Annotated in this window: 20 protein-coding genes; all 20 read left to right on the forward strand. The window is 69.3% G+C overall.

Annotated elements, in window-relative coordinates; all coding sequences use genetic code 11:
• Window positions 1–7: 7 nt before the first annotated feature.
• Window positions 8–1399, forward strand: a complete 1392-nt coding sequence (lysA, locus tag EJC51_RS32770) for a diaminopimelate decarboxylase (protein ID WP_126274367.1) — start codon at window positions 8–10, stop codon at window positions 1397–1399.
• Between the two features lie 147 nt (window positions 1400–1546).
• A complete protein-coding gene (locus tag EJC51_RS32775; RefSeq protein ID WP_165951173.1) occupies window positions 1547–2839 on the forward strand; it encodes a homoserine dehydrogenase in 1293 nt (430 codons plus the stop codon).
• Between the two features lie 6 nt (window positions 2840–2845).
• Window positions 2846–3904: a threonine synthase gene (gene thrC, locus EJC51_RS32780; protein WP_126274368.1), complete on the forward strand. Its 1059-nt coding sequence runs from the start codon at window positions 2846–2848 to the stop codon at window positions 3902–3904.
• A 239-nt stretch (window positions 3905–4143) separates the two neighbouring features.
• Window positions 4144–5073 carry a homoserine kinase gene (gene thrB / locus EJC51_RS32785; protein WP_079311061.1) on the forward strand — a complete coding sequence of 310 codons (930 nt, stop codon included), beginning with the start codon at window positions 4144–4146 and terminating at the stop codon, window positions 5071–5073.
• Between the two features lie 408 nt (window positions 5074–5481).
• Window positions 5482–7476 carry a transcription termination factor Rho gene (gene rho / locus EJC51_RS32790; RefSeq protein ID WP_126274369.1) on the forward strand — a complete coding sequence of 665 codons (1995 nt, stop codon included), beginning with the start codon at window positions 5482–5484 and terminating at the stop codon, window positions 7474–7476.
• Between the two features lie 141 nt (window positions 7477–7617).
• On the forward strand, window positions 7618–9393 hold the full coding sequence (locus tag EJC51_RS32795; RefSeq protein WP_126274370.1) for a trypsin-like serine protease: 1776 nt from the start codon (window positions 7618–7620) through the stop codon (window positions 9391–9393).
• 207 nt (window positions 9394–9600) lie between these two features.
• Window positions 9601–10737 carry an LCP family protein gene (locus EJC51_RS32800; RefSeq protein WP_126274371.1) on the forward strand — a complete coding sequence of 379 codons (1137 nt, stop codon included), beginning with the start codon at window positions 9601–9603 and terminating at the stop codon, window positions 10735–10737.
• A 137-nt stretch (window positions 10738–10874) separates the two neighbouring features.
• Complete coding sequence (gene rpmE, locus EJC51_RS32805) at window positions 10875–11093, forward strand: 50S ribosomal protein L31 (RefSeq protein ID WP_126274372.1); 219 nt, start codon at window positions 10875–10877, stop codon at window positions 11091–11093.
• Window positions 11094–11197: 104 nt separating this feature from the next.
• Window positions 11198–12274, forward strand: a complete 1077-nt coding sequence (prfA, locus tag EJC51_RS32810; RefSeq protein ID WP_126274373.1) for a peptide chain release factor 1 — start codon at window positions 11198–11200, stop codon at window positions 12272–12274.
• Window positions 12275–12357: 83 nt separating this feature from the next.
• Window positions 12358–13197, forward strand: a complete 840-nt coding sequence (gene prmC / locus EJC51_RS32815) for a peptide chain release factor N(5)-glutamine methyltransferase (protein WP_126277225.1) — start codon at window positions 12358–12360, stop codon at window positions 13195–13197.
• Between the two features lie 52 nt (window positions 13198–13249).
• Window positions 13250–13897 (forward strand): L-threonylcarbamoyladenylate synthase, encoded by a 648-nt coding sequence (locus EJC51_RS32820; RefSeq protein WP_126274374.1) that lies wholly within the window; start codon window positions 13250–13252, stop codon window positions 13895–13897.
• Complete coding sequence (locus EJC51_RS32825) at window positions 13894–14565, forward strand: arsenate reductase/protein-tyrosine-phosphatase family protein (RefSeq protein ID WP_126274375.1); 672 nt, start codon at window positions 13894–13896, stop codon at window positions 14563–14565. The genes EJC51_RS32820 and EJC51_RS32825 overlap by 4 nt, the downstream gene beginning before the upstream one ends.
• A 125-nt stretch (window positions 14566–14690) precedes the next feature.
• The gene (locus EJC51_RS32830) at window positions 14691–15932 is read left to right on the forward strand and encodes a serine hydroxymethyltransferase (RefSeq protein WP_126274376.1); all 1242 of its coding nucleotides are present in this window, start codon (window positions 14691–14693) and stop codon (window positions 15930–15932) included.
• Window positions 15933–16094: 162 nt separating this feature from the next.
• The gene (locus EJC51_RS32835) at window positions 16095–17423 is read left to right on the forward strand and encodes an MraY family glycosyltransferase (RefSeq protein ID WP_126274377.1); all 1329 of its coding nucleotides are present in this window, start codon (window positions 16095–16097) and stop codon (window positions 17421–17423) included.
• Window positions 17424–17734: 311 nt separating this feature from the next.
• Entirely contained in the window at window positions 17735–18166 is a 432-nt protein-coding gene (locus EJC51_RS32840; RefSeq protein WP_126274378.1) for a Cg1360 family ATP-synthase-associated protein, read from the forward strand.
• A gap of 216 nt (window positions 18167–18382) precedes the next feature.
• Entirely contained in the window at window positions 18383–19222 is an 840-nt protein-coding gene (gene atpB, locus EJC51_RS32845; protein ID WP_165951172.1) for a F0F1 ATP synthase subunit A, read from the forward strand.
• A gap of 78 nt (window positions 19223–19300) precedes the next feature.
• Window positions 19301–19525: an ATP synthase F0 subunit C gene (atpE, locus tag EJC51_RS32850; RefSeq protein ID WP_030860414.1), complete on the forward strand. Its 225-nt coding sequence runs from the start codon at window positions 19301–19303 to the stop codon at window positions 19523–19525.
• A gap of 43 nt (window positions 19526–19568) precedes the next feature.
• Window positions 19569–20120 carry a F0F1 ATP synthase subunit B gene (locus tag EJC51_RS32855; protein ID WP_179143505.1) on the forward strand — a complete coding sequence of 184 codons (552 nt, stop codon included), beginning with the start codon at window positions 19569–19571 and terminating at the stop codon, window positions 20118–20120.
• On the forward strand, window positions 20117–20938 hold the full coding sequence (locus EJC51_RS32860) for a F0F1 ATP synthase subunit delta (RefSeq protein ID WP_126274380.1): 822 nt from the start codon (window positions 20117–20119) through the stop codon (window positions 20936–20938). Before EJC51_RS32855 ends, EJC51_RS32860 begins: the two co-directional genes overlap by 4 nt.
• A 126-nt stretch (window positions 20939–21064) precedes the next feature.
• Entirely contained in the window at window positions 21065–22654 is a 1590-nt protein-coding gene (gene atpA, locus EJC51_RS32865; RefSeq protein ID WP_079311050.1) for a F0F1 ATP synthase subunit alpha, read from the forward strand.
• Window positions 22655–22674: the final 20 nt, after the last annotated feature.

Raw genomic sequence — 22674 nt, forward strand, 5'->3', positions numbered from 1 at the left:
ACAGATCATGAGCCGTTCCGCCCACCCCGCCGGGCCCCGTCACGCCGATGTCCTTCCCGAGGGCCACTACTCCGCGCCGCCCGCCGACCTCAACACCCTCGATCCCAAGGTCTGGGCGCAGACCGTGACACGCAACGAGGACGGTGTCCTCACCGTCGGCGGCATCAGCGCCACCCAGCTCGCCGAGGAACACGGCACCCCGGCCTACATCCTCGACGAGGCCGACTTCCGCGAGCGGGCGCGCGCGTGGCGTACCGCCTTCGGGGCCGACGCCGACGTCTTCTACGCCGGCAAGGCGTTCCTGTCGCGTGCCGTCGTGCGCTGGCTGCACGAAGAGGGGCTCAACCTCGACGTCTGCTCCGGTGGCGAGCTCGCCACCGCCCTCTCCGCCGGAATGCCCGCCGACCGCATCGCCTTCCACGGCAACAACAAGTCGACGGGCGAGATCCGCAGGGCGATCGAGGCGGGTGTCGGGCGTATCGTCCTCGACTCCTTCCAGGAGATCGTCCGCGTCGCCCACATCGCCCGGGAGCTGGGCAAGCGGCAGCGCGTGCAGATCCGGATCACGGTGGGGGTGGAGGCGCACACCCACGAGTTCATCGCCACCGCCCATGAGGACCAGAAGTTCGGGATTCCGCTCGCCGGCGGGCAGGCCGCGGAGGCCGTGCGGCGGGCGCTGCAACTCGACTCCCTCGAAGTCATCGGGATCCACTCCCACATCGGCTCGCAGATCTTCGACATGTCCGGCTTCGAGGTCGCCGCGCACCGGGTGGTCGGGCTGCTCAAGGACATCCGGGACGAGCACGGGGTCGAACTGCCCGAGATCGACCTCGGGGGCGGGCTCGGTATCGCCTACACCAGCGACGACGACCCCCGTGAGCCGCACGAGATCGCCAAGGCGCTCACCGAGATCGTGACGCGGGAGTGCGAGGCCGCGAAGCTGCGGACGCCGCGGATCTCCGTCGAACCCGGTCGCGCCATCGTCGGGCCCACCGCGTTCACCCTCTACGAGGTCGGCACCATCAAGCCCCTCGACGGGCTGCGCACCTACGTCTCCGTCGACGGCGGCATGTCCGACAACATCCGGACGGCGCTGTACGACGCCGAGTACAGCGTCGTTCTCGTGTCCCGGACGAGCGACGCCGAGCCCATGCTCGCCCGCGTCGTCGGCAAGCACTGCGAGAGCGGGGACATCGTGGTCAAGGACGCGTTCCTGCCCGCCGACCTCGCGCCGGGCGACCTGATCGCCGTACCGGCGACGGGTGCGTACTGCCGTTCCATGGCGAGCAACTACAACCACGTGCTGCGGCCGCCGGTCGTCGCCGTGCGCGACGGCGAGTCGCGGGTCATCGTCCGGCGCGAGACGGAGGAGGACCTCCTGCGTCTCGACGTCGGGTAAGCCCCCACGACGGAAGGGCGGAAGATCTCCTGTCTTCCGCCCCCGTACAAATGAAATCGATGTCTCACGATCCGGACGAAGGGTAGAAACTCCCGTCCGGTGAGTGAGACTGGTCCAACCGTAGACGGTATGAGGAAACGAGGTCGGATGATGCGTACGCGTCCGCTGAAGGTGGCGCTGCTGGGCTGTGGAGTGGTCGGCTCAGAGGTGGCGCGCATCATGACGACGCACGCCGACGACCTCGCCGCGCGCATCGGTGCCCCCGTCGAGCTGGCGGGTGTCGCGGTACGACGTCCGTCCAAGGTCCGCGAGGGCATCGACCCCGCCCTCGTCACCACCGACGCCACCGCCCTCGTCAAACGCGGGGACATCGACGTCATCGTCGAGGTCATCGGCGGCATCGAGCCGGCCCGCACCCTCATCACCACCGCCTTCGAGCACGGCGCCTCGGTCGTCTCCGCCAACAAGGCCCTCCTCGCCCAGGACGGCGCCGCCCTCCACAAGGCCGCCGAGGACCACGACGCCGACCTCTACTACGAGGCCGCCGTCGCCGGCGCCATCCCGCTGATCCGCCCGCTGCGCGAGTCCCTCGCCGGCGACAAGGTCAACCGGGTGCTCGGCATCGTCAACGGGACGACGAACTTCATCCTCGACAAGATGGACTCCACGGGGGCCGGCTATCAGGAGGCCCTCGACGAGGCCACCGCCCTCGGGTACGCGGAAGCCGACCCGACCGCCGACGTCGAGGGCTTCGACGCCGCCGCCAAGGCCGCCATCCTCGCCGGCATCGCCTTCCACACGCGCGTGCGCCTCGACGACGTCTACCGCGAGGGCATGACCGAGGTCACCGCCGCCGACTTCGCCTCCGCGAAGAACATGGGCTGCACCATCAAGCTGCTCGCCATCTGCGAGCGCGCCGAGGACGGCGGGTCGGTGACGGCCCGCGTGCACCCGGCCATGATCCCGCTCACTCACCCGCTGGCCTCCGTGCGCGGCGCGTACAACGCCGTCTTCGTCGAGTCCGACGCGGCCGGGCAGCTCATGTTCTACGGTCCCGGCGCCGGCGGCGCCCCGACCGCCTCCGCAGTCCTCGGCGACCTCGTCGCCGTCTGCCGCAACCGGCTCAACGGCGCGACCGGTCCCGGCGAGTCCGCGTACGCCGCCCTGCCCGTCTCGGGCATGGGCGAGGTCGTCACGCGGTACCACATCAGCCTCGACGTCGCGGACAAACCGGGTGTTCTCGCCCAGGTGGCCACCGTGTTCGCCGAGCACGGCGTGTCCATCGATACGGTTCGCCAGACGGGCAAGGACGGCGAGGCCTCCCTCGTCGTCGTCACCCACCGGGCCTCCGACGCCTCCCTGTCCGGGACCGTCGAGGCGCTGCGCAAGCTCGACACCGTGCGCGGTGTCGCCAGCATCATGCGGGTTGAAGGAGAGTAACCAGCAATGACCCACCAGTGGCGCGGAATCATCGAGGAGTACCGGGACCGGCTGCCCGTCTCCGACAGCACCCCGGTCGTGACGCTCCGCGAGGGCGGCACGCCCCTCGTGCCCGCGCAGGTGCTCTCCGAGCGCACGGGCTGTGAGGTCCACCTCAAGGTCGAGGGCGCGAACCCGACGGGGTCCTTCAAGGACCGCGGCATGACCATGGCCATCACCCGGGCCAAGGAGGAGGGCGCCAAGGCGGTCATCTGCGCCTCCACCGGCAACACCTCCGCCTCCGCCGCCGCCTACGCGGTGCGCGCCGGCATGGTCTCCGCCGTCCTCGTCCCGCAGGGCAAGATCGCGCTCGGCAAGATGGGCCAGGCCCTCGTGCACGGCGCCAAGATCCTCCAGGTCGACGGCAACTTCGACGACTGCCTCACCCTCGCCCGCTCGCTCAGCGACAACTACCCCGTGGCGCTGGTCAATTCGGTCAACCCGGTGCGCATCGAGGGCCAGAAGACGGCCGCCTTCGAGATCGTGGACATGCTCGGCGACGCCCCCGACATCCACGTCCTCCCGGTCGGCAACGCGGGCAACATCACCGCGTACTGGAAGGGCTACAAGGAGTACGCCGCCGACGGCATCGCCGCGAAGACCCCCCGAATGTGGGGCTTCCAGGCCTCCGGCAGCGCCCCGATCGTGCGCGGCGAGGTCGTCAAGGACCCGTCGACCATCGCCACCGCCATCCGCATCGGCAACCCGGCGTCCTGGCAGTACGCGCTCGCCGCGCGCGACGAGTCCGGCGGTCTCATCGACGAGGTGACGGACCGTGAGATCCTGCGCGCCTACCGCCTGTTGGCCGCGCAGGAGGGCGTCTTCGTGGAGCCCGCCTCGGCCGCGTCCGTGGCCGGTCTGCTGAAGGCCGCCGAGCAGGGCCTGGTCGACCCGGGCCAGAAGATCGTCTGCACCGTCACCGGCAACGGCCTGAAGGACCCCGACTGGGCCGTCGCGGGCGCCCCGCAGCCCGTCACCGTCCCGGTCGACGCGGCCACGGCCGCCGAGCGCCTCGGCCTCGCGTAACCAGGGCGATCGGGCGACATCCCCAAGGGGGTGCACAGGGGGCTTACGACACGCATCGTGCGCCTCCTGTGCGCCCTATGTCGCCACAGAACCTTCCTTCGATAGGCTGTACCGAACCCGCCCGCCGCATATGCCCGAGCGCATGGCCGGGAGCCGCGTCATCTCCGCGGCCCGCGGGGTCTCCACGTACGTATCGAATGTCTTCGACAATCACGCAGCTCAAGGAGAGTCATCGAGCGATGGCCGGTCCAGCGTTCCGCGCCGCCGCCGTCCGGGTGCGCGTCCCCGCCACCAGCGCCAACCTCGGCCCGGGCTTCGACGCCCTCGGCCTGTCGCTGGGGCTCTACGACGACGTCGTCGTCCGGGTGGCCGACTCAGGGCTGCACATCGACATCGCGGGTGAGGGCAGCGAGACCCTCCCGCGCGACGAGAAGCACCTGCTCGTACGGTCCCTGCGCACCGCCTTCGACCTGCTCGGCGGACAGCCGCGCGGCCTCGAGATCGTGTGCGCCAACCGCATTCCGCACGGCCGGGGCCTCGGCTCCTCCTCCGCCGCCATCTGCGCCGGCATCGTCGCCGCGCGTGCCGTGACCATAGGCGGCGAGTCCAAGCTCGACGACGCCGCGCTCCTGGAGCTCGCGACGGAGATCGAGGGCCACCCCGACAACGTGGCGCCGTGTCTGCTCGGCGGCTTCACCATCGCCTGGATGGAGGCCGGCGCCGCCCGGGCCATCAGGCTGGAGCCCGCCGATTCCATCGTTCCGGTGGTTTTCGTGCCCGGGAAGCCGGTTCTGACGGAGACCGCGCGCGGTCTCCTCCCGCGCACCGTGCCGCACGTCGACGCCGCCGCCAACGCGGGCCGCGCCGCCCTGCTCGTCGAGGCCCTCACCCGGAGCCCCGAGCTGCTGCTGCCCGCCACCGAGGACCGGCTCCACCAGGAATACCGGGCTCCGGCCATGCCGGAGAGCGCCGCGCTCGTGGAGCGCTTGAGGGCGGACGGAGTTCCGGCGGTGATTTCCGGCGCCGGACCCACTGTTCTCGCGCTGGTCGACGAGGCCAGCGCCGACAAGGTGGCCCACCTCGCGGGTGAGGGATGGGCCGCCAACCGGCTCGAACTGGATGCCCAGGGGGCGAGTGTGCTGCCGCTCGCACCCGCCGGTGACATCTGAATGCGTTCGGTTGCCGGATTTCGAGAGGGGGAATGTTTGTTGGATCCGGTAGTGTTAATCTCAAGTCTGCACCCGACCCCACCATGGCGAGGTGCTTCACGTCCCCGTCCGGGACAGACATTCTTCCGGGAGCCTCCCAAGCCGCACGGTGTTTCGTACGACGTACGCGGGCAGTACCTCGTACGCGAGCACTGAGCGACTTGCCGGGCACGCTCCGGAACCGGTGCGACCGAGCCGCGTGACACAGCTAGTCGGTGTCACTGCTCTGGGAAGCGCCATCACCAGATTCCTCCGCCGCCCAGGCGGACCACCGCCCCGGCACGGTCCACAAGGATGGGACCGCCGTCGGACAGCACAACCGGTCGCCGAGCCAGACAGGCCGACGTCCGCTCCAGGGAAGGACCCTTCGTGAGCGACACCACCGATCTGATGGGCGCACGTGTCGAGGAGACCGCTGCCGCGCCCGCCACGGACGCCTCCGCGCCTGCCACCGGTGCCGGCTCCCGGCGGCGCCGCGGTACCGGCCTCGAGGGCATGGTGCTGGCCGAGCTGCAGCAGGTCGCATCCGGCCTCGGTATCAGGGGCACCGCGCGCATGCGCAAGAGCCAGCTGATCGAGGTCATCAAGGAGGCGCAGGCCGGAGGCGGTGCCGCCCCGGCCGCAAAGGCCGACGCCACCGAGACCAAGCCCAAGCGCCGCGCCACCTCCAAGGCCCGCACCGGCGAGGCCGCCGAGAAGAAGGCGGACGCGAAGGCCGAGGCCCCCGCCGAGAAGGCCGTGGCCCAGCAGCAGATCGAGATCCCCGGCCAGCCGGCCTCCGACGACGCTCCCGTCGAGCGCCGCCGTCGCCGTGCCACGGCCGACGCCGGCAGCCCCGAGACGGTGACCGCCGAGGCGAAGAGCGAGCCGAAGGCCGAGACGCCCGCCCCGCAGGCGCAGGGCGAGGCCAAGGGCGACGCGGGTGACGCCGAGGGCCGTCAGGGCCGTCGCGACCGCCGTGACCGCGGCGACCGTCAGGACCGCGACCGTGGCGGCCGTGACCGCGACCGCCGTGGCAAGGGCGACGACCAGCAGGGCGGCGGCCAGCGCGGCCAGCAGCAGAACCAGCAGCAGGGCGGCGGCCGTCAGGACCGCAACGCCGGCCCGCAGGACGACGACGACTTCGAGGGCGGCCGTCGTGGCCGTCGAGGCCGCTACCGGGACCGTCGGGGCCGTCGTGGCCGTGACGAGATCGGCGCCGCCGAGCCGCAGCTCGCCGACGACGACGTCCTGATCCCCGTCGCGGGCATCCTGGACATCCTCGACAACTACGCCTTCATCCGCACGTCGGGCTACCTCCCGGGTCCCAACGACGTGTACGTCTCTCTCGCCCAGGTCCGCAAGAACGGCCTGCGCAAGGGTGACCACGTCACCGGTGCGGTCCGTCAGCCCAAGGAAGGCGAGCGGCGCGAGAAGTTCAACGCGCTGGTCCGCCTGGACTCCGTCAACGGCATGGCGCCCGAACACGGCCGTGGCCGCCCGGAGTTCAACAAGCTCACCCCGCTGTACCCGCAGGACCGCCTCCGCCTGGAGACGGACCCGGGTGTGCTCACGACCCGGATCATCGACCTCGTGTCGCCGATCGGCAAGGGCCAGCGCGGTCTGATCGTGGCCCCGCCGAAGACCGGCAAGACCATGATCATGCAGGCGATCGCCAACGCGATCACGCACAACAACCCCGAGTGCCACCTGATGGTCGTCCTGGTCGACGAGCGTCCGGAAGAGGTCACCGACATGCAGCGGTCGGTCAAGGGCGAGGTCATCTCCTCGACCTTCGACCGCCCGGCCGAGGACCACACCACGGTCGCCGAGCTCGCCATCGAGCGCGCCAAGCGTCTGGTGGAGCTGGGCCACGACGTGGTCGTGCTGCTCGACTCGATCACGCGTCTGGGCCGTGCGTACAACCTCGCCGCGCCGGCTTCCGGCCGCATCCTGTCCGGTGGTGTCGACTCGACCGCCCTGTACCCTCCGAAGCGCTTCTTCGGTGCGGCCCGCAACATCGAGGACGGCGGCTCGCTGACCATCCTCGCCACCGCCCTGGTGGACACCGGGTCCCGCATGGACGAGGTGATCTTCGAGGAGTTCAAGGGCACCGGCAACATGGAGCTCAAGCTCGACCGGAAGCTCGCCGACAAGCGCATCTTCCCGGCGGTGGACGTCGACGCGTCCGGCACCCGTAAGGAAGAGATCCTCCTCGGCAACGAGGAGCTGGCGGTCGTCTGGAAGCTGCGTCGCGTGCTGCACGCGCTCGACCAGCAGCAGGCCATCGAGCTGCTCCTCGACAAGATGAAGCAGACGAAGTCGAACGTCGAGTTCCTGATGCAGATCCAGAAGACGACGCCGACGCCCGGCAACGGCGACTGACGTAAGTCTTCAGCAAAGGGCCATCCCCGTTACGGGGGTGGCCCTTTGTGCTTTCCGGGGTCGGTGTACGATCGCGCTCTTCGGTCGCTTTTTCGACCGGTGAACTTCTGATCCCGAGGGGGGACTTGCGTGGGTACACCCATGTCCGGAGGCCGTCACAGACGCCGGATACGGATCGGGCTGCCGGTCGCCGCGGCCGGTGTCGCCGCCGCCGTTGCCGCGGCGCTCTTGAGCACGTCGGCCGGGGCGGCCACCGCTTCCGAGCGGACGCCCAGGACGCCCGTTTTCCACACGGTGTCGCAGGCCGAGCTTCAGGCCAGGGTCGCGGGGGGCCTGGCCGGTGGTGACATCGCGGGGCAGACGACCTCGAAGTCCTCGCTGAGCTCCAGCACCAGCAGCGGCACGGTCGACCCGAAGATCATCGGTGGCAGCACCACGACGATCTCCTCGGCGCCCTGGATGGCCCAGCTCTTCTACCAGGACTCGACCAACGACGTGTACTTCTTCTGCGGCGGCACCGTCGTCTCGCCGACGAAGATCCTCACCGCCGCGCACTGCGTCAAGGGCTACAACTGGGCCAAGTACGGCGCGATCGTCACCGGCGCCACGAAGATGCCCGACGAGAACGGCAACACCACCGGTACGGTCACCGGCGCGGTGCGCCAGTGGAACCACCCGTCGTACAGCTCGCGGACCATCGACAACGACATCGCCGTCATCACCCTGAACCAGCCGGTCAAGGCGACGCCGATCCGTATGACGACGTCCACCGACACCACCTCGTACAAGGCCGGGACGAGCGCGAAGCTCTACGGCTGGGGCCGTACCAGCTCCACCACCCAGGACGTCTCCGACACCCTGAAGACGGCCACGCTGCCGATCCAGTCGGACAGCACCTGCGCCGGCTACTACGGCGCGGACTTCATCAAGGGCCACATGGTCTGCGCGGGCAACCCCGCCACCGGCAGCGACGCCGGCACGACGTCCGCCTGCAACGGTGACTCCGGCGGTCCGCTGATCGTCGACAACCGCATCGTCGGTGTCGTCTCGTGGGGTGTCACGGACTGCGTCGAGAAGGGCGCGTACAGCGTCTTCTCGAAGGTCAGCACCTACCTCGGGGCCGCGTACGCGCAGGTCGACGACGCCAACATGAGCTACACGGACGCCAAGGCCGACCTGTTCGTCCGCAACAAGAGCACCGGCGTCGCCTACGAGAAGGACTCCAAGGGCACCTCGTTCGGCGCCCGCCAGGACCTCGGCGACTGGGGCGGGGTCAACCTCGTCCTGCAGACCGACCTGAACCGGGACAGCGTCCAGGACTTCGTGTTCCGCCAGAGCTCCACCGGCGACGTCTACTGGCTGCGCTATGTGTGGTCCACCGACTCCTGGTCCGAGAAGAAGATCTTCGACAACTGGAAGACCCGCACGCGGATCATCGCCCCCGGCGACCTGACCGGCGACTACAAGCCCGACCTGGTCTCCGTGGACTCCGCCGGCAAGGCCTGGCTCTACCCGAGCAACGGCGACGGCACCTTCGCCGCCCGCAAGCAGATCGGCACCGGCACGGGCTGGAACTCGTACAACATGGTGCGCGGCAAGGGCGACTTCAACGGTGACGGCAAGGCCGACCTGATCGCCCGCAACAAGAGCACCGGCGACATCTACCTCTACAAGGGCACCGGTAAGGCCTCGGCCCCGTTCTCCGCCCGTGTGAAGGTCCGCACCTGGAGCAACACCACGTACAACGCCTTCGACGCCGTCGGTGACGTCACCGGCGACGGCAAGGCCGACTTCCTGGCCCGTACGCCCGGCGGCACCCTGTACCTGTACAAGGGCACCGGTAAGGCCACGAGCGAGATCTTCGCCACAAGGATCTCGGTCGGTACCGATTTCAAGCAGTACGACATCTTCGGCTGAAATCGCAGGTGAGCCGGGCACGCCCCGGCTCCTTGACTACGCACTGTGCCCACCCGTCCACCGGGTGGGCACAGTGCGTTGTGCAACCCTTTCTCCGGTTTCCCCGTCTGACCAGGCGGAGCGACCATGGTGAGGTCCGGGTCGCGCGCGCGACCACGTCTGACCCTGAAAGCAGGGGGTAACCGACCCGAAGAGAACGAGGAGCACATGACCGCCGAGAGCACGCCGGAGCCCGGCATACCGGGCGAGTCCGGCACCACGGGCCCGCGCCACCGCGCCAAGGGCCGCCGCCGCAAGACCCGGGGCGGGCACAAGGGCCTGAAGATCGCGGCCTGGACCGCCGCCGGGATCGTCGTGCTGGGCGGCACCGGGGTCGGCTATCTGTACTTCAAGCTCAACGGCAACATCAAGACCGTCGACATCGACCAGGCGCTCGGCACCGACCGGCCGACCAAGGTCGACAACGGCTCCGAGAACATCCTCGTCCTGGGTTCCGACACCCGCTCCGGCTCGAACAAGAAGCTCGGCGGCGGCGCCGACGACGGCAGTGCCCGTTCGGACACCGCGATGATCGTGCACGTCTACGAGGGCCACAAGAAGGCCAGCGTGGTCTCCATACCCCGCGACACCCTCGTCGACCGGCCCGAGTGCACCGACACCGACGGGAACGAGCACGACGCCGCGTCGATGGTGATGTTCAACTCCGCGTACTCCACGGGCGGCGCCGCCTGTGCCGTGAAGACGGTCGAGTCGCTCACCGGCATCCGCATGGACCACTACCTGGAGGTCGACTTCTCCGGGTTCCAGAAGCTCATCGACGAGCTCGGCGGCGTCGACGTGACGACCACCAAGAACATCACCGACCGCGACAGCCACCTCAACCTCAAGGCCGGCACCCACACCCTCACCGGCAAGCAGGCCCTCGGCCTGGTCCGCACCCGGCACGGCGTCGGCGACGGCTCCGACCTCGGCCGCATCCAGCTCCAGCAGGCGTTCATCAAGGCGCTGATCAACCAGATCAAGGACGTCGACGTCTTCGGCAACCCGAAGAAGCTCTACGACCTCGCCAACACCGCCACCAAGGCCGTGACGACCGACTCCGACCTGGGCAACGTCAACAAGCTCATGTCCTTCGCCAACGGCCTCAAGGGCATCAGCTCCAAGAACATGACCATGGTCACCATGCCGGTCCAGTACGACCCGCAGAACGCGAACCGGGTGCTGGTCGACAAGGCCAAGGCCAAGGTCGTCTGGAAGGCCCTGGAGAACGACCGGGCGATCCCCAGGAGCGCGACCAAGGGCACGGCCACGGGCCAGGCGGAAGGCGTGGTCACCGCCTCGTAGGCCGGTGGGGAATAGTTCACGGCCACCCCCCGTTTTGGGGGATGCGGCCAGTCCTGGCAGACTGGTACGTCGGCCCCGGTTCACGCTCCCGCAGCCCGCGGTGGCGACCCGGTGCCCTCCCGAAACTAGGAGACACCTTGAAGCGCGACATCCACCCCGAGTACGTCGAGACGCAGGTCAGCTGCACCTGTGGCGCGTCGTTCACCACCCGTAGCACGATCGCGAGCGGCACCATCCGTGCCGAGGTCTGCTCCGAGTGCCACCCGTTCTACACGGGCAAGCAGAAGATCCTCGACACCGGTGGCCGTGTGGCCCGCTTCGAGGCCCGCTTCGGCAAGGCTGCTGCCAAGAAGTAGCGAGCCACCAGCGCCGGTCCACGGTCGCGCTCCTCGGAGCGCGCCGGGACCGGCGTTTTTGGTCGCCCGCCTTCCCCCGTCATTCGCAGTACAGGAGCCCCAAGATGTTCGAGGCCGTCGAGGAACTGGTCACTGAGCACGCCGACCTGGAGAAGAAGCTCGCCGACCCGTCGGTCCACTCCGACCAGGCCAACGCGCGCAAGCTGAACAAGCGCTACGCCGAGCTCACCCCGATCGTCGCCACGTACCGCTCCTGGAAGCAGACGGGCGACGACATCGACACGGCGAAGGAACTCGCCGCCGACGACCCGGACTTCGCCGCCGAGGTCAAGGAGCTCGCCGAGCAGCGCGAGGCACTGACCGAGAAGCTGCGGCTGCTGCTCGTCCCGCGTGACCCGAGTGACGACAAGGACGTCATCCTGGAGATCAAGGCCGGCGCCGGCGGTGACGAGTCGGCCCTGTTCGCCGGCGACCTGCTGCGCATGTACCTGCGCTACGCCGAGCGCGTCGGCTGGAAGACCGAGATCATCGACGCCACCGAGTCCGAGCTGGGCGGCTACAAGGACGTCCAGGTCGCCGTGAAGACCAAGGGCGGCCAGGGCGCCACCGAGCCCGGCCAGGGCGTCTGGGCCCGGCTGAAGTACGAGGGCGGCGTGCACCGCGTGCAGCGCGTCCCGGCGACCGAGTCCCAGGGCCGTATCCACACCTCCGCGGCCGGCGTGCTGGTCACGCCCGAGGCCGAGGAGGTCGACGTCGAGATCAACCCCAACGACCTCCGCATCGACGTCTACCGCTCCTCCGGGCCCGGCGGCCAGTCCGTCAACACGACCGACTCCGCCGTGCGCATCACGCACATTCCCACCGGAGTCGTCGCTTCCTGCCAGAACGAGAAGAGCCAGCTTCAGAACAAGGAGCAGGCCTTGCGTATCCTGCGCTCCAGGCTGCTCGCCGCGGCGCAGGAGGAGGCGGAGCGGGAAGCCGCCGACGCCCGCCGCAGCCAGGTCCGTACCGTCGACCGCTCCGAGAAGATCCGTACGTACAACTTCCCGGAGAACCGCATCTCGGACCACCGCGTCGGCTTCAAGGCGTACAACTTGGACCAGGTCCTGGACGGCGACCTCGACGCGGTGATCCAGGCCTGCGTCGACGCGGACTCGGCGGCGAAGCTGGCGGCCGCGTAAGAGGGACCTGTGCACGACCGAGTACGACACGGAGGACTTGCGTGCAGCAATCTTTTGGGGGGCGACCCCCGAAGCCCCGAAGTCTGCTGCTCGCTGAGGTAGCTCAAGCCACCCAGCGGCTGGCCGACGCCGGCGTGCCCTCGCCGCGCAACGACGCGGAGGAGCTCGCCGCGTTCGTGCACGGCGTGAAGAGGGGCGCGCTGCACTCCGTGAAGGACGCGGACTTCGACGCCCGGTACTGGGAGGTCATCGCCCGCCGTGAGCAGCGCGAGCCGTTGCAGCACATCACCGGGCGGGCGTTCTTCCGGTACCTGGAGCTCCAGGTCGGCCCCGGCGTCTTCGTGCCCCGGCCCGAGACCGAGTCCGTGGTCGGCTGGGCGATAGACGCCGTACGCGCCATGGACGTGGTCGAGCCCTGCATCGTCGACCTGTGCACCGGCTCCGGCGCCATCGCGCTCGCCCTCGCCCAGGAGGTCCCGCGCTCGCGCGTGCACGCCGTGGAGCTGTCCGAGGACGCCCTGCAGTGGACGCGCAAGAACGTGCAGGGGTCCAGGGTCGACCTGCGGCAGGGCAACGCCCTGGACGCCTTCCCGGACCTCGACGGCCAGGTCGACCTGGTCATCTCCAACCCGCCCTACATCCCGCTCACCGAGTGGGAGTACGTCGCTCCCGAGGCCCGGGACTACGATCCCGAACTCGCCCTGTTCTCCGGCGAGGACGGCCTCGACCTCATCCGCGGTCTGGAGCGCACCGCACACCGGCTCCTGCGCCCGGGTGGCGTCGTCGTCATCGAGCACGCCGACACCCAGGGCGGCCAGGTGCCGTGGATCTTCACCGAGGAGCGGGGCTGGGCCGACGCGGCCGACCACCCCGACCTCAACAACCGCCCCCGGTTCGCCACGGCACGCAAGGCGCTGCCGTGACCGCCGTCAAGACTTTCGACGAGAAGTACGTGTACGAGGAGGCCCGCTAGATATGGCACGGCGATACGACACCAACGACGCGACCGACCGCTCGACGGGTCTGCGCGAGGCCGCGTCCGCCGTCCGCCGTGGCGAGCTGGTGGTCCTCCCGACCGACACGGTGTACGGCATCGGCGCCGACGCGTTCTCCTCGGAGGCCGTCGTGGACCTGCTGGCGGCCAAGGGCCGGGGCCGCAACATGCCCACGCCGGTGCTCATCGGCTCCCCGAACACGCTCCACGGCCTGGTCACGGACTTCTCCGAGATGGCGTGGGAGCTGGTCGACGCGTTCTGGCCGGGCGCCCTCACGCTCGTCGCCAAGCACCAGCCGTCCCTCCAGTGGGACCTGGGCGACACCAGGGGCACGGTGGCCGTCCGCATGCCGCTGCACCCGGTGGCGATCGAGCTGCTGACGGAGGTCGGCCCGATGGCGGTCTCCTCGGCGAACCTCACCGGCCACCCGGCGCCGGAGGACTGTGACGCGGCCCAGGAGATGCTCGGCGACTCGGTCTCCGTCTACCTGGACGGCGGTCCGACGCCCGGCAACGTGCCGTCCTCGATCGTCGACGTGACGCGCGAGGTGCCCGTCCTGCTCCGTGCGGGCGCGATCTCCGCGGAGGAGCTCCGGAAGGTCGTACCCGACCTCGAGGTGGCGAATTGACGGCCCCTGACGCGGGGCGTGGCATATGGGACATGGAAGAGACGCGGACCTTCACCGGCCTCCCGCGTGACACCTTCCGCATCCTCCACGTCAGCACCGGCAACGTGTGCCGCTCGCCGATCACCGAGCGGCTGACCCGCCATGCCCTGGCGAACCGGCTCGGCGACCCGCTGTGGGGCGGCGTGGTCGTGGAGAGCGCCGGCACCTGGGGCCACGAAGGGGCGCCCATGGAGGCCAACGCGGAGGCGGTCCTGGCCGACTTCGGCGCGGACGCCTCCGGCTTCACCGGCCGCGAGCTCCTCGACGAGCACGTCATCATGGCCGACCTGGTCCTGACCGCCACCCGCGACCACCGCGCCCAGGTCATCTCCATGGGCCACTCGGCGGGCCTGCGCACCTTCACCCTGAAGGAGTTCACCCGCCTGGTCCGCGCGATAGACCCGACCACGCTGCCGCCCCTGGAGGACGGCATGGTCGACCGCGCCCGCGCCCTGGTCCGTGCGGCGGCGGCTCTACGCGGGTGGCTCCTGGCCCCGACGGCGGAGGCGGACGAGGTGTACGACCCGTACGGGGCGCCCCTGACGTTCTTCCGGTCGATCGGGGACGAGATACATCAGGCGCTCGATCCGGTGGTGACGGCGCTGACGGGGGTGCCCGCGAGGGCGTGACGGCCGAGCACCTCGGGGACACCGGGCCTACATTGGTCGTACGTCATCACGGCGAGCGAGCCGAAGGGGCGACCTGGGCGCCCCGGAGGTGAGCCGCCGCACCACGCGACGCCCCGGAGTCCACCATGTCGGTCACCCACGCGCCCGAGACCGCCGACGTCCTGCGGCGGCAGGATCCCGAGCTGGCCGAGATCCTGCTCGGGGAGCTCGCGCGGCAGTCGACGTCGTTGCAGCTCAGCGCCGCCGAGAACTTCTCCTCGTCGGCCGTGCTGGCCGCCCTGGGGTCGCCGCTCGCCAACAAGTACGCCGAGGGGTATCCCGGCGCCCGGCACCACGGCGGCTGCGAGATCGTGGACGTCGCCGAGCGCATCGCCGTGGATCGCGCGAAGGCGCTGTTCGGGGCCGAGCACGCCAATGTGCAGTCCCATTCCGGGTCGTCGGCGGTGCTGGCCGCCTACGCCGCGCTGCTGCGGCCCGGCGACACCGTGCTGGCCCTCGGGCTGCCGTACGGAGGGCATCTCACCCACGGGTCGCCCGCGAACTTCTCCGGGCGCTGGTTCGACTTCGTCGGCTACGGCGTCGACGCCGAGACCGGGCTCATCGACTACGAGCAGGTGCGGACGCTGGCCCGCAACCACCGGCCCAAGGCCATCGTGTGCGGCTCCATCGCCTACCCGCGCCACCTCGACCACGCCTTCTTCCGCGAGGTCGCCGACGAGGTGGGCGCCTATCTGATCGCGGACGCCGCCCACCCCATCGGGCTCGTCGCCGGGGGAGCGGCGCCCAGTCCGGTGCCGTACGCCGACATCGTCTGCGCGACGACGCACAAGGTGCTGCGCGGGCCCCGCGGCGGGATGATCCTGTGCGGCGAGGAGCTCGCCGAGCGGGTCGACCGGGCCGTCTTCCCGTTCACCCAGGGCGGCGCGCAGATGCACACCATCGCCGCCAAGGCCGTCGCGTTCGGCGAGGCGGCAACACCGGCGTTCGCGGCGTACGCCCATCAGGTGGTCGCCAATGCGAGGGTTCTCGCGGCCGGCCTGGCCGCCGAGGGGCTCGTCGTCACCACCGGCGGCACGGACACCCACCTGCTCACCGTCGACCCCGGGCCGCTCGGCGTCGACGGGCGGACTGCGCGCGGGCGGCTCGCGGCGGCCGGCATGGTCCTCGAATGCTGCGCGCTGCCGCACGGGGACGCCCGCGGACTGCGGCTGGGGACCGCCGCCGTGACCACGCAGGGGATGGGCGAGGAGGAGATGGCCGGCGTCGCCGCCCTGCTCGCGGGGGTGCTGCGCGGGGAGACCGACAGCCAGAAGGCCCGTGAAGAAGTGCGGGAGCTCGCGGGCAGATTTCCGCCGTATCCCGGCTGAACCGGGGTAGGCGCACCCTCGTCGAACCCGTCGTACACCGGGTTCCGGCACAGGTGCACAGCCACACGTGCAACCATCGTCGCTACCCGGAAGTCCCCAACCATATGCGTCCATCGCTAGGGTGTGGGGCTGAGATGGCCAGCGAGACCTGTGGGGAAGCCCGTGCGTGAATACCTGCTGACGCTCTGCATCACGGCCGCGGTGACGTATCTGCTGACAGGGCCGGTACGGAAGTTCGCGATCGTGGCCGGAGCGATGCCGGAGATCAGGGCCCGTGACGTGCACCGGGAACCGACTCCGCGGCTCGGCGGTATCGCCATGTTCTTCGGCCTGTGCGCCGGGCTCCTGGTCGCCGACCACCTCACCAACCTCAACGGGGTCTTCTCCCAGTCCAACGAGCCGCGCGCGCTGCTCTCCGGCGCCGCCCTGATCTGGCTGATCGGCGTCCTGGACGACAAGTTCGAGATCGACGCCCTGATCAAGCTGGGCGGGCAGATGATCGCCGCCGGCGTGATGGTCATGCAGGGTCTGACGATCCTGTGGCTGCCGGTCCCCGGCGCCGGTACCGTCGCGCTGACCCAGTGGCAGGGCACCCTGCTGACCGTGGCGCTGGTCGTCATCACCATCAACGCGGTCAACTTCGTCGACGGCCTGGACGGCCTGGCCTCCGGCATGGTGTGCATCGCCGCCGCCGCGTTCTTCATGTACGCCTACCGCATCTGGTACTCGTACGGCATCGAGGCCGCCGCCCCCGCGACGCTGTTCGCGGCCATCCTGATGGGCATGTGCCTGGGCTTCCTGCCGCACAACATGCACCCCGCGCGCATCTTCATGGGCGACTCGGGGTCCATGCTGATCGGGCTGGTCCTGGCCGCGGGCGCGATCTCCATCACGGGGCAGGTCGACCCGGACAGCCTGTTCGGCGGGTCCCAGCGCCAGACCGTGCACCACATGGTCCCGGTCTACATCCCGCTGCTGCTGCCGCTGACGATCATCGCGATCCCGGCCGCCGACCTGGTCCTCGCCATCGTGCGCCGCACCTGGCGCGGCCAGTCGCCGTTCGCCGCGGACCGCGGGCATCTGCACCACCGGCTGCTGGAGATCGGGCACTCGCACAGCAGGGCCGTCCTGATCATGTACTTCTGGTCGGCGCTGATCGCCTTCGGCGCGCTCGCCTACTCCGTGAACTCCGCGTCCATGTGGATCGTGCTCGGTGTGGTGATCCTCTCGGCGATCGGGCTGCTGTTGCTGCTGATGCCGCGCTTCACGCCGCGTGCCCCGATGTGGGCGCAGGCCTTCGTGCCGCCGCGTTATCGCCGTCGCCGCAAGGCCGTTGCGGAATCCGCGCCCGCCGCGGAGCCGGCCGCCCCCGCGGTCGACGAGGAGGAGCGCACCCCGGTCGCCGTCGGGGTCTCCGGCGTCAACGGGGCGACCGCCATCGGCGCCCGTTCGCGCTTCCTGGACCGGCGGAAAGCCGGCTCGTCGCGCTGACGCGGCAAGGTAAGAATCTGACTAGAGCATTGCCAAGTCGTGGGAGTGAGTTGGGGGTGCAAAGCGCCCCAATACCAGACATGTTGGCCGTGTTCTTGCACAGACGTGCACCATCACTCTCACGTGTGACAGCGAGCACACCAACCAGGTAAAGACCTCATCAAATAGTTTGTGATACGGTTCACGAGAACCCGGGATAGAGCCGAAGGACCGCAGTGCGACGGTCCATTGGTGTGAGGTTCCCTCTCAGCCCGGGACTACGCTCGTCCATGACGACACCCCTTCCCCCCGTTGAAAGCGGAGTTGCCGCCATGCCGTCCAACGACGTCCGGATCCTGGCCCAGGCTGCTGTGCCCACAGCTGCCGTCGGCGCGATTGCCGCCGTCGTCAGCGGTGTGGTCGCCGGCGGTAAAGGGGCGATCGGGGCGGGCGTTGCGACGCTGATCGTGATCCTCTTCATGGGAATCGGTCTCTACGTACTGCAGCGCACTGCCAAATCGCTTCCGCACTTGTTCCAGGCGATGGGCCTGATGCTCTACGCGGCTCAGATCCTGCTGCTGTTCGTGTTCCTCGCCGCTTTCAAGAACACGACGTTGTTCCATCCCAAGGCTTTCGCACTGACTCTCGTCGCCGGCACCCTCGCGTGGATCGCCGCACAGACGCGTGCCCACATGAAGTCCAAGATCCTTTACGTCGAACCCGATTCGGGTAACAAGCCCGAAAAATCGGGGCACTCGTCGTGAGGGGTAGGGGCGGGATAAAGGCGCACGAGAAGTCCTGCTATCGTCCGGTGCCAACTGCGGCATCGCGGGCGCGGGCATCTGAGCTGACGCCTGCTCAATCTCACTCGCGAGGCGAGATGCCCCCCAGCCGCCCCCACATCCGTAACACCAGTCCCGTGCCGAACCGCGGCCCTGCGCCGCGCCGACACAACGAGGTTGCCGTACCTATGCGCCACGATGAAGGAGCCCGCGGTGAGTGCTGACCCGACGCAGACGCTCGCTTTCGATACGAGCTGTCACCTGTTCGACGGGTGTGGCTTCCCGGCTCCGGGCCTGCACTCGTTCATGTTCGAGCCGCTGTGGGGCGACGCCGACGGCAACGGCGCGTACTTCAACAAGCCGATGCTGCTGGCCCTGCTGGGCTCCATCATCATCGTGGGCTTCTTCTGGTCCGCCTTCGCCAAGCCGAAGCTGGTCCCGGGCAAGCTCCAGATGGTCGCCGAGGCCGGCTACGACTTCGTACGCCGCGGCATCGTCTACGAGACGATCGGCAAGAAGGAGGGCGAGAAGTACGTCCCGCTCGCCGTCTCGCTGTTCTTCTTCATCTGGATCATGAACCTCTGGTCCATCGTGCCGGTGGCGTCCTTCCCGGTGACATCGATCATCGCGTACCCCGCCGTACTGGCCGCGATCGTCTACGTCACCTGGGTCTCGCTCACCTTCAAGCGGCACGGCTTCGTGGGCGCCTTCAAGAACTTCACCGGCTACGACAAGTCGCTGGGCCCGGTGCTCCCGCTGGCCATGACCATCGAGTTCTTCTCGAACCTGATCGTCCGCCCGTTCACGCACGCGGTGCGACTCTTCGCGAACATGTTCGCCGGCCACACCCTGCTGCTGCTCTTCACGATCGCCAGCTGGTACATGCTCAACGGCATCGGCATCGCCTACTCCGCAGTGTCGTTCGTGATGGTCATCATCATGACCGCCTTCGAGCTCTTCATCCAGGCCGTTCAGGCGTACGTCTTCGTCCTCCTGACCTGCACCTTCATCCAGGGCGCGCTCGCCGAGCACCACTGAGCCGAGCCCTCGGTCACACCCCCAGAGACATCCGGTGGCCAACCCCCACCGGTCACGTAAAGAGAAGGAAGAACTGGCATGTCCCAGATGCTCGCTGCGGTCGACGGCAACCTCGGCTCCATCGGCTACGGCCTCGCGGCGATCGGCCCGGGCGTCGGCGTCGGCATCATCTTCGGCAACGGCACGCAGGCTCTCGCCCGCCAGCCCGAGGCCGCCGGTCTGATCCGCGCCAACCAGATCCTCGGCTTCGCCTTCTGTGAGGCGCTCGCCCTCATCGGTCTGGTCATGCCGTTCGTCTACTAAGACGAACCCAACGACCAGCCGTAATTAGACGAAAGGCACTGATGTGAACCACGCACTGGTTCAGCTGGCGGCCGAGGCGGAGAAGGAGAACCCCCTCATTCCGCCGTGGCCGGAGCTCGTCATCGGCCTGATCGCCTTCGTCATCGTCTTCGGCTTCCTCGCCAAGAAGCTCCTCCCGACCATCAACAAGGTTCTGGAAGAGCGGCGCGAGGCCATCGAGGGCGGTATCGAGAAGGCCGAGGCCGCACAGACCGAGGCCCAGAGCGTCCTTGAGCAGTACAAGGCACAGCTCGCCGAGGCCCGCCACGAGGCCGCGCGCCTGCGCCAGGAGGCGCAGGAGCAGGGCGCCACGCTCATCGCCGAGATGCGCGCGGAAGGCCAGCGGCAGCGTGAGGAGATCATCGCCGCCGGTCACGCGCAGATCGAGGCCGACCGCAAGGCCGCCTCGCAGGCGCTGCGCCAGGACGTGGGCAAGCTCGCCACCGACCTGGCCGGCAAGCTCGTCGGCGAGTCCCTGGAGGACCACGCCCGGCAGTCCCGCGTGATCGACCGCTTCCTCGACGAGCTCGAGGAGAAGGCCGAGGCGGCTCGATGACAGCGCACGGAGCGAGCCGCGAGGCCACGGCTTCGGCACGTGAGCGTCTCGACGCCCTCACGGACAACACGTCCGTGAACGCCGGCACGCTCGCCGAGGAGCTGGCCGCCGTCACCGCGCTGCTCGACCGCGAGGTGTCGCTGCGTCGGGTCCTGACCGACCCGGCGCAGGCCGGCGAGGCCAAGGCCGAACTGGCCCAGCGTCTTCTCGGCGGCCAGGTCGGCGGCGAGGCCGCGGACCTGGTGTCCGGCATGGTGCGCTCCCGCTGGTCGCAGTCGCGTGACCTGGTGGACGCCCTGGAGGAGCTGGCGAACCTCGCCGACCTCACCGCCGCGCAGCGGACCGGCGCGCTCGACGACGTGGAGGACGAGCTGTTCCGGTTCGGCCGGATCGTCTCCTCGAACACCGAGCTGCGGGCCGCGCTCACCGACCGCGCCGCGACCGGTTCGGCCAAGGGCGAGCTGCTGCGCAGCCTGCTCGGCGGCCGTGCCCACGCGACCACCGAGCGTCTGGTGACGCGTCTTGTGACCGCGCCGCGGGGACGTAGCCTGGAAGCGGGACTGGAGTCCCTGTCCAAGCTCGCCGCGGACCGTCGCAACCGCCTGGTCGCCGTCGTCACCTCGGCGGTACCGCTGAGCGACACCCAGAAGCAGCGCCTGGGCGCCGCGCTCGGGAAGCTCTACGGCCACCAGGTCCACCTGAACATCGACGTGGACCCCGAGGTCCTCGGCGGCATCCGGGTGCAGGTCGGCGACGAGGTCATCAACGGCTCCATCGCGGACCGCATCGAGGACGCCGGCCGCCGCCTGGCGGGCTGAGCAGCAACTTCATAGCAGTACGTACTTACGACGGCCCTGGTTGGGCCGTACATGAAGAATCCTGGGGGTCGCCCCCAGACCCCCAAAGTGAAACTTCGGGCCCAACAAGGAGAGCAGGGAACCCAGATGGCGGAGCTCACGATCCGGCCGGAGGAGATCCGGGACGCGCTGGAGAACTTCGTCCAGTCGTACAAGCCGGACGCGGCCTCGCGCGAGGAGGTCGGTACGGTCACCCTTGCCGGCGACGGCATCGCGAAGGTCGAGGGTCTGCCCTCGGCCATGGCCAACGAACTGCTGAAGTTCGAGGACGGCACCCTCGGCCTCGCGCTCAACCTGGAAGAGCGCGAGATCGGCGCCATCGTCCTCGGTGAGTTCAGCGGCATCGAGGAGGGTCAGCCGGTCACGCGCACCGGTGAGGTCCTGTCCGTGGCCGTCGGCGAGGGCTACCTCGGCCGCGTCGTCGACCCGCTCGGCAACCCGATCGACGGCCTCGGCGAGATCGAGACGTCCGGTCGTCGTGCCCTTGAGCTGCAGGCCCCCACGGTCATGCAGCGCAAGTCGGTGCACGAGCCGATGGAGACCGGCTACAAGGCCGTCGACGCGATGACCCCGATCGGCCGTGGCCAGCGTCAGCTGATCATCGGTGACCGTCAGACCGGCAAGACCGCCCTGGCCGTCGACACGATCATCAACCAGCGCGACAACTGGCGCTCGGGCGACGTGAACAAGCAGGTCCGCTGCATCTACGTCGCCATCGGCCAGAAGGGCTCCACCATCGCGTCGGTCCGCCGCGCGCTGGAGGAGAACGGCGCGCTGGAGTACACGACCATCGTCGCCGCCCCCGCGTCCGACCCGGCCGGCTTCAAGTACCTGGCGCCGTACACCGGTTCGGCCATCGGTCAGCAGTGGATGTACGAGGGCAAGCACGTCCTCATCATCTTCGACGACCTGTCGAAGCAGGCCGACGCCTACCGCGCCGTGTCGCTGCTGCTGCGCCGCCCGCCGGGGCGTGAGGCCTACCCGGGTGACGTCTTCTACCTGCACTCCCGTCTGCTGGAGCGCTGCGCCAAGCTCTCCGACGACATGGGGGCCGGCTCGATGACCGGTCTGCCGATCGTCGAGACCAAGGCCAACGACGTCTCGGCCTTCATCCCGACCAACGTCATCTCCATCACCGACGGCCAGTGCTTCCTGGAGTCGGACCTCTTCAACGCCGGTCAGCGCCCCGCGCTGAACGTCGGTATCTCCGTCTCCCGAGTCGGTGGTTCCGCGCAGCACAAGGCGATGAAGCAGGTTTCCGGTCGTCTCCGCGTGGACCTCGCCCAGTTCCGTGAGCTGGAGGCCTTCGCCGCCTTCGGTTCCGACCTGGACGCCGCGTCGAAGGCGCAGCTGGAGCGCGGTCAGCGCATGGTCGAGCTGCTCAAGCAGGCTCAGTACCAGCCGATGTCCACCGAGGACCAGGTCGTCTCCGTCTGGGCCGGCACCACCGGCAAGATGGACGACGTCCCGGTCGCCGACATCCGCCGCTTCGAGAAGGAGCTCCTGGAGTACCTGCACCGCAAGGAGCAGGGCCTCATGACCTCCATCCGCGAGGGCGGCAAGCTGTCGGACGACACCCTCACCGCTGTTGCCGACGCGATCGCCGACTTCAAGAAGCAGTTCGAGACCTCGGACGGCAAGCTTCTCGGCGAGGACGCCCCGGCCGCCGCCAAGTGACGTAAGGAAGGGACCTGACT

It is taken from the genome of Streptomyces aquilus (genome assembly GCF_003955715.1).
GTDB classification, from domain to species: Bacteria; Actinomycetota; Actinomycetes; order Streptomycetales; family Streptomycetaceae; genus Streptomyces; species Streptomyces aquilus.

Excerpts from the sequence above, each read along its gene's own strand:
- thrB (WP_079311061.1), top strand. The coding sequence starts at position 4,144 with ATGGCCGGTCCAGCGTTCCGCGCCGCCGCCGTCCGGGTGCGCGTCCCC.
- atpB (WP_165951172.1), top strand. The coding sequence starts at position 18,383 with ATGAAGGAGCCCGCGGTGAGTGCTGACCCGACGCAGACGCTCGCTTTC.
- EJC51_RS32820 (WP_126274374.1), top strand. The coding sequence starts at position 13,250 with ATGGCACGGCGATACGACACCAACGACGCGACCGACCGCTCGACGGGT.
- prfA (WP_126274373.1), top strand. The coding sequence starts at position 11,198 with ATGTTCGAGGCCGTCGAGGAACTGGTCACTGAGCACGCCGACCTGGAG.
- atpE (WP_030860414.1), top strand. The coding sequence starts at position 19,301 with ATGTCCCAGATGCTCGCTGCGGTCGACGGCAACCTCGGCTCCATCGGC.
- thrC (WP_126274368.1), top strand. The coding sequence starts at position 2,846 with ATGACCCACCAGTGGCGCGGAATCATCGAGGAGTACCGGGACCGGCTG.
- EJC51_RS32775 (WP_165951173.1), top strand. The coding sequence starts at position 1,547 with ATGATGCGTACGCGTCCGCTGAAGGTGGCGCTGCTGGGCTGTGGAGTG.
- EJC51_RS32800 (WP_126274371.1), top strand. The coding sequence starts at position 9,601 with ATGACCGCCGAGAGCACGCCGGAGCCCGGCATACCGGGCGAGTCCGGC.
- atpA (WP_079311050.1), top strand. The coding sequence starts at position 21,065 with ATGGCGGAGCTCACGATCCGGCCGGAGGAGATCCGGGACGCGCTGGAG.
- EJC51_RS32860 (WP_126274380.1), top strand. The coding sequence starts at position 20,117 with ATGACAGCGCACGGAGCGAGCCGCGAGGCCACGGCTTCGGCACGTGAG.
- lysA (WP_126274367.1), top strand. The coding sequence starts at position 8 with ATGAGCCGTTCCGCCCACCCCGCCGGGCCCCGTCACGCCGATGTCCTT.
- EJC51_RS32840 (WP_126274378.1), top strand. The coding sequence starts at position 17,735 with ATGCCGTCCAACGACGTCCGGATCCTGGCCCAGGCTGCTGTGCCCACA.
- EJC51_RS32830 (WP_126274376.1), top strand. The coding sequence starts at position 14,691 with ATGTCGGTCACCCACGCGCCCGAGACCGCCGACGTCCTGCGGCGGCAG.
- EJC51_RS32795 (WP_126274370.1), top strand. The coding sequence starts at position 7,618 with ATGTCCGGAGGCCGTCACAGACGCCGGATACGGATCGGGCTGCCGGTC.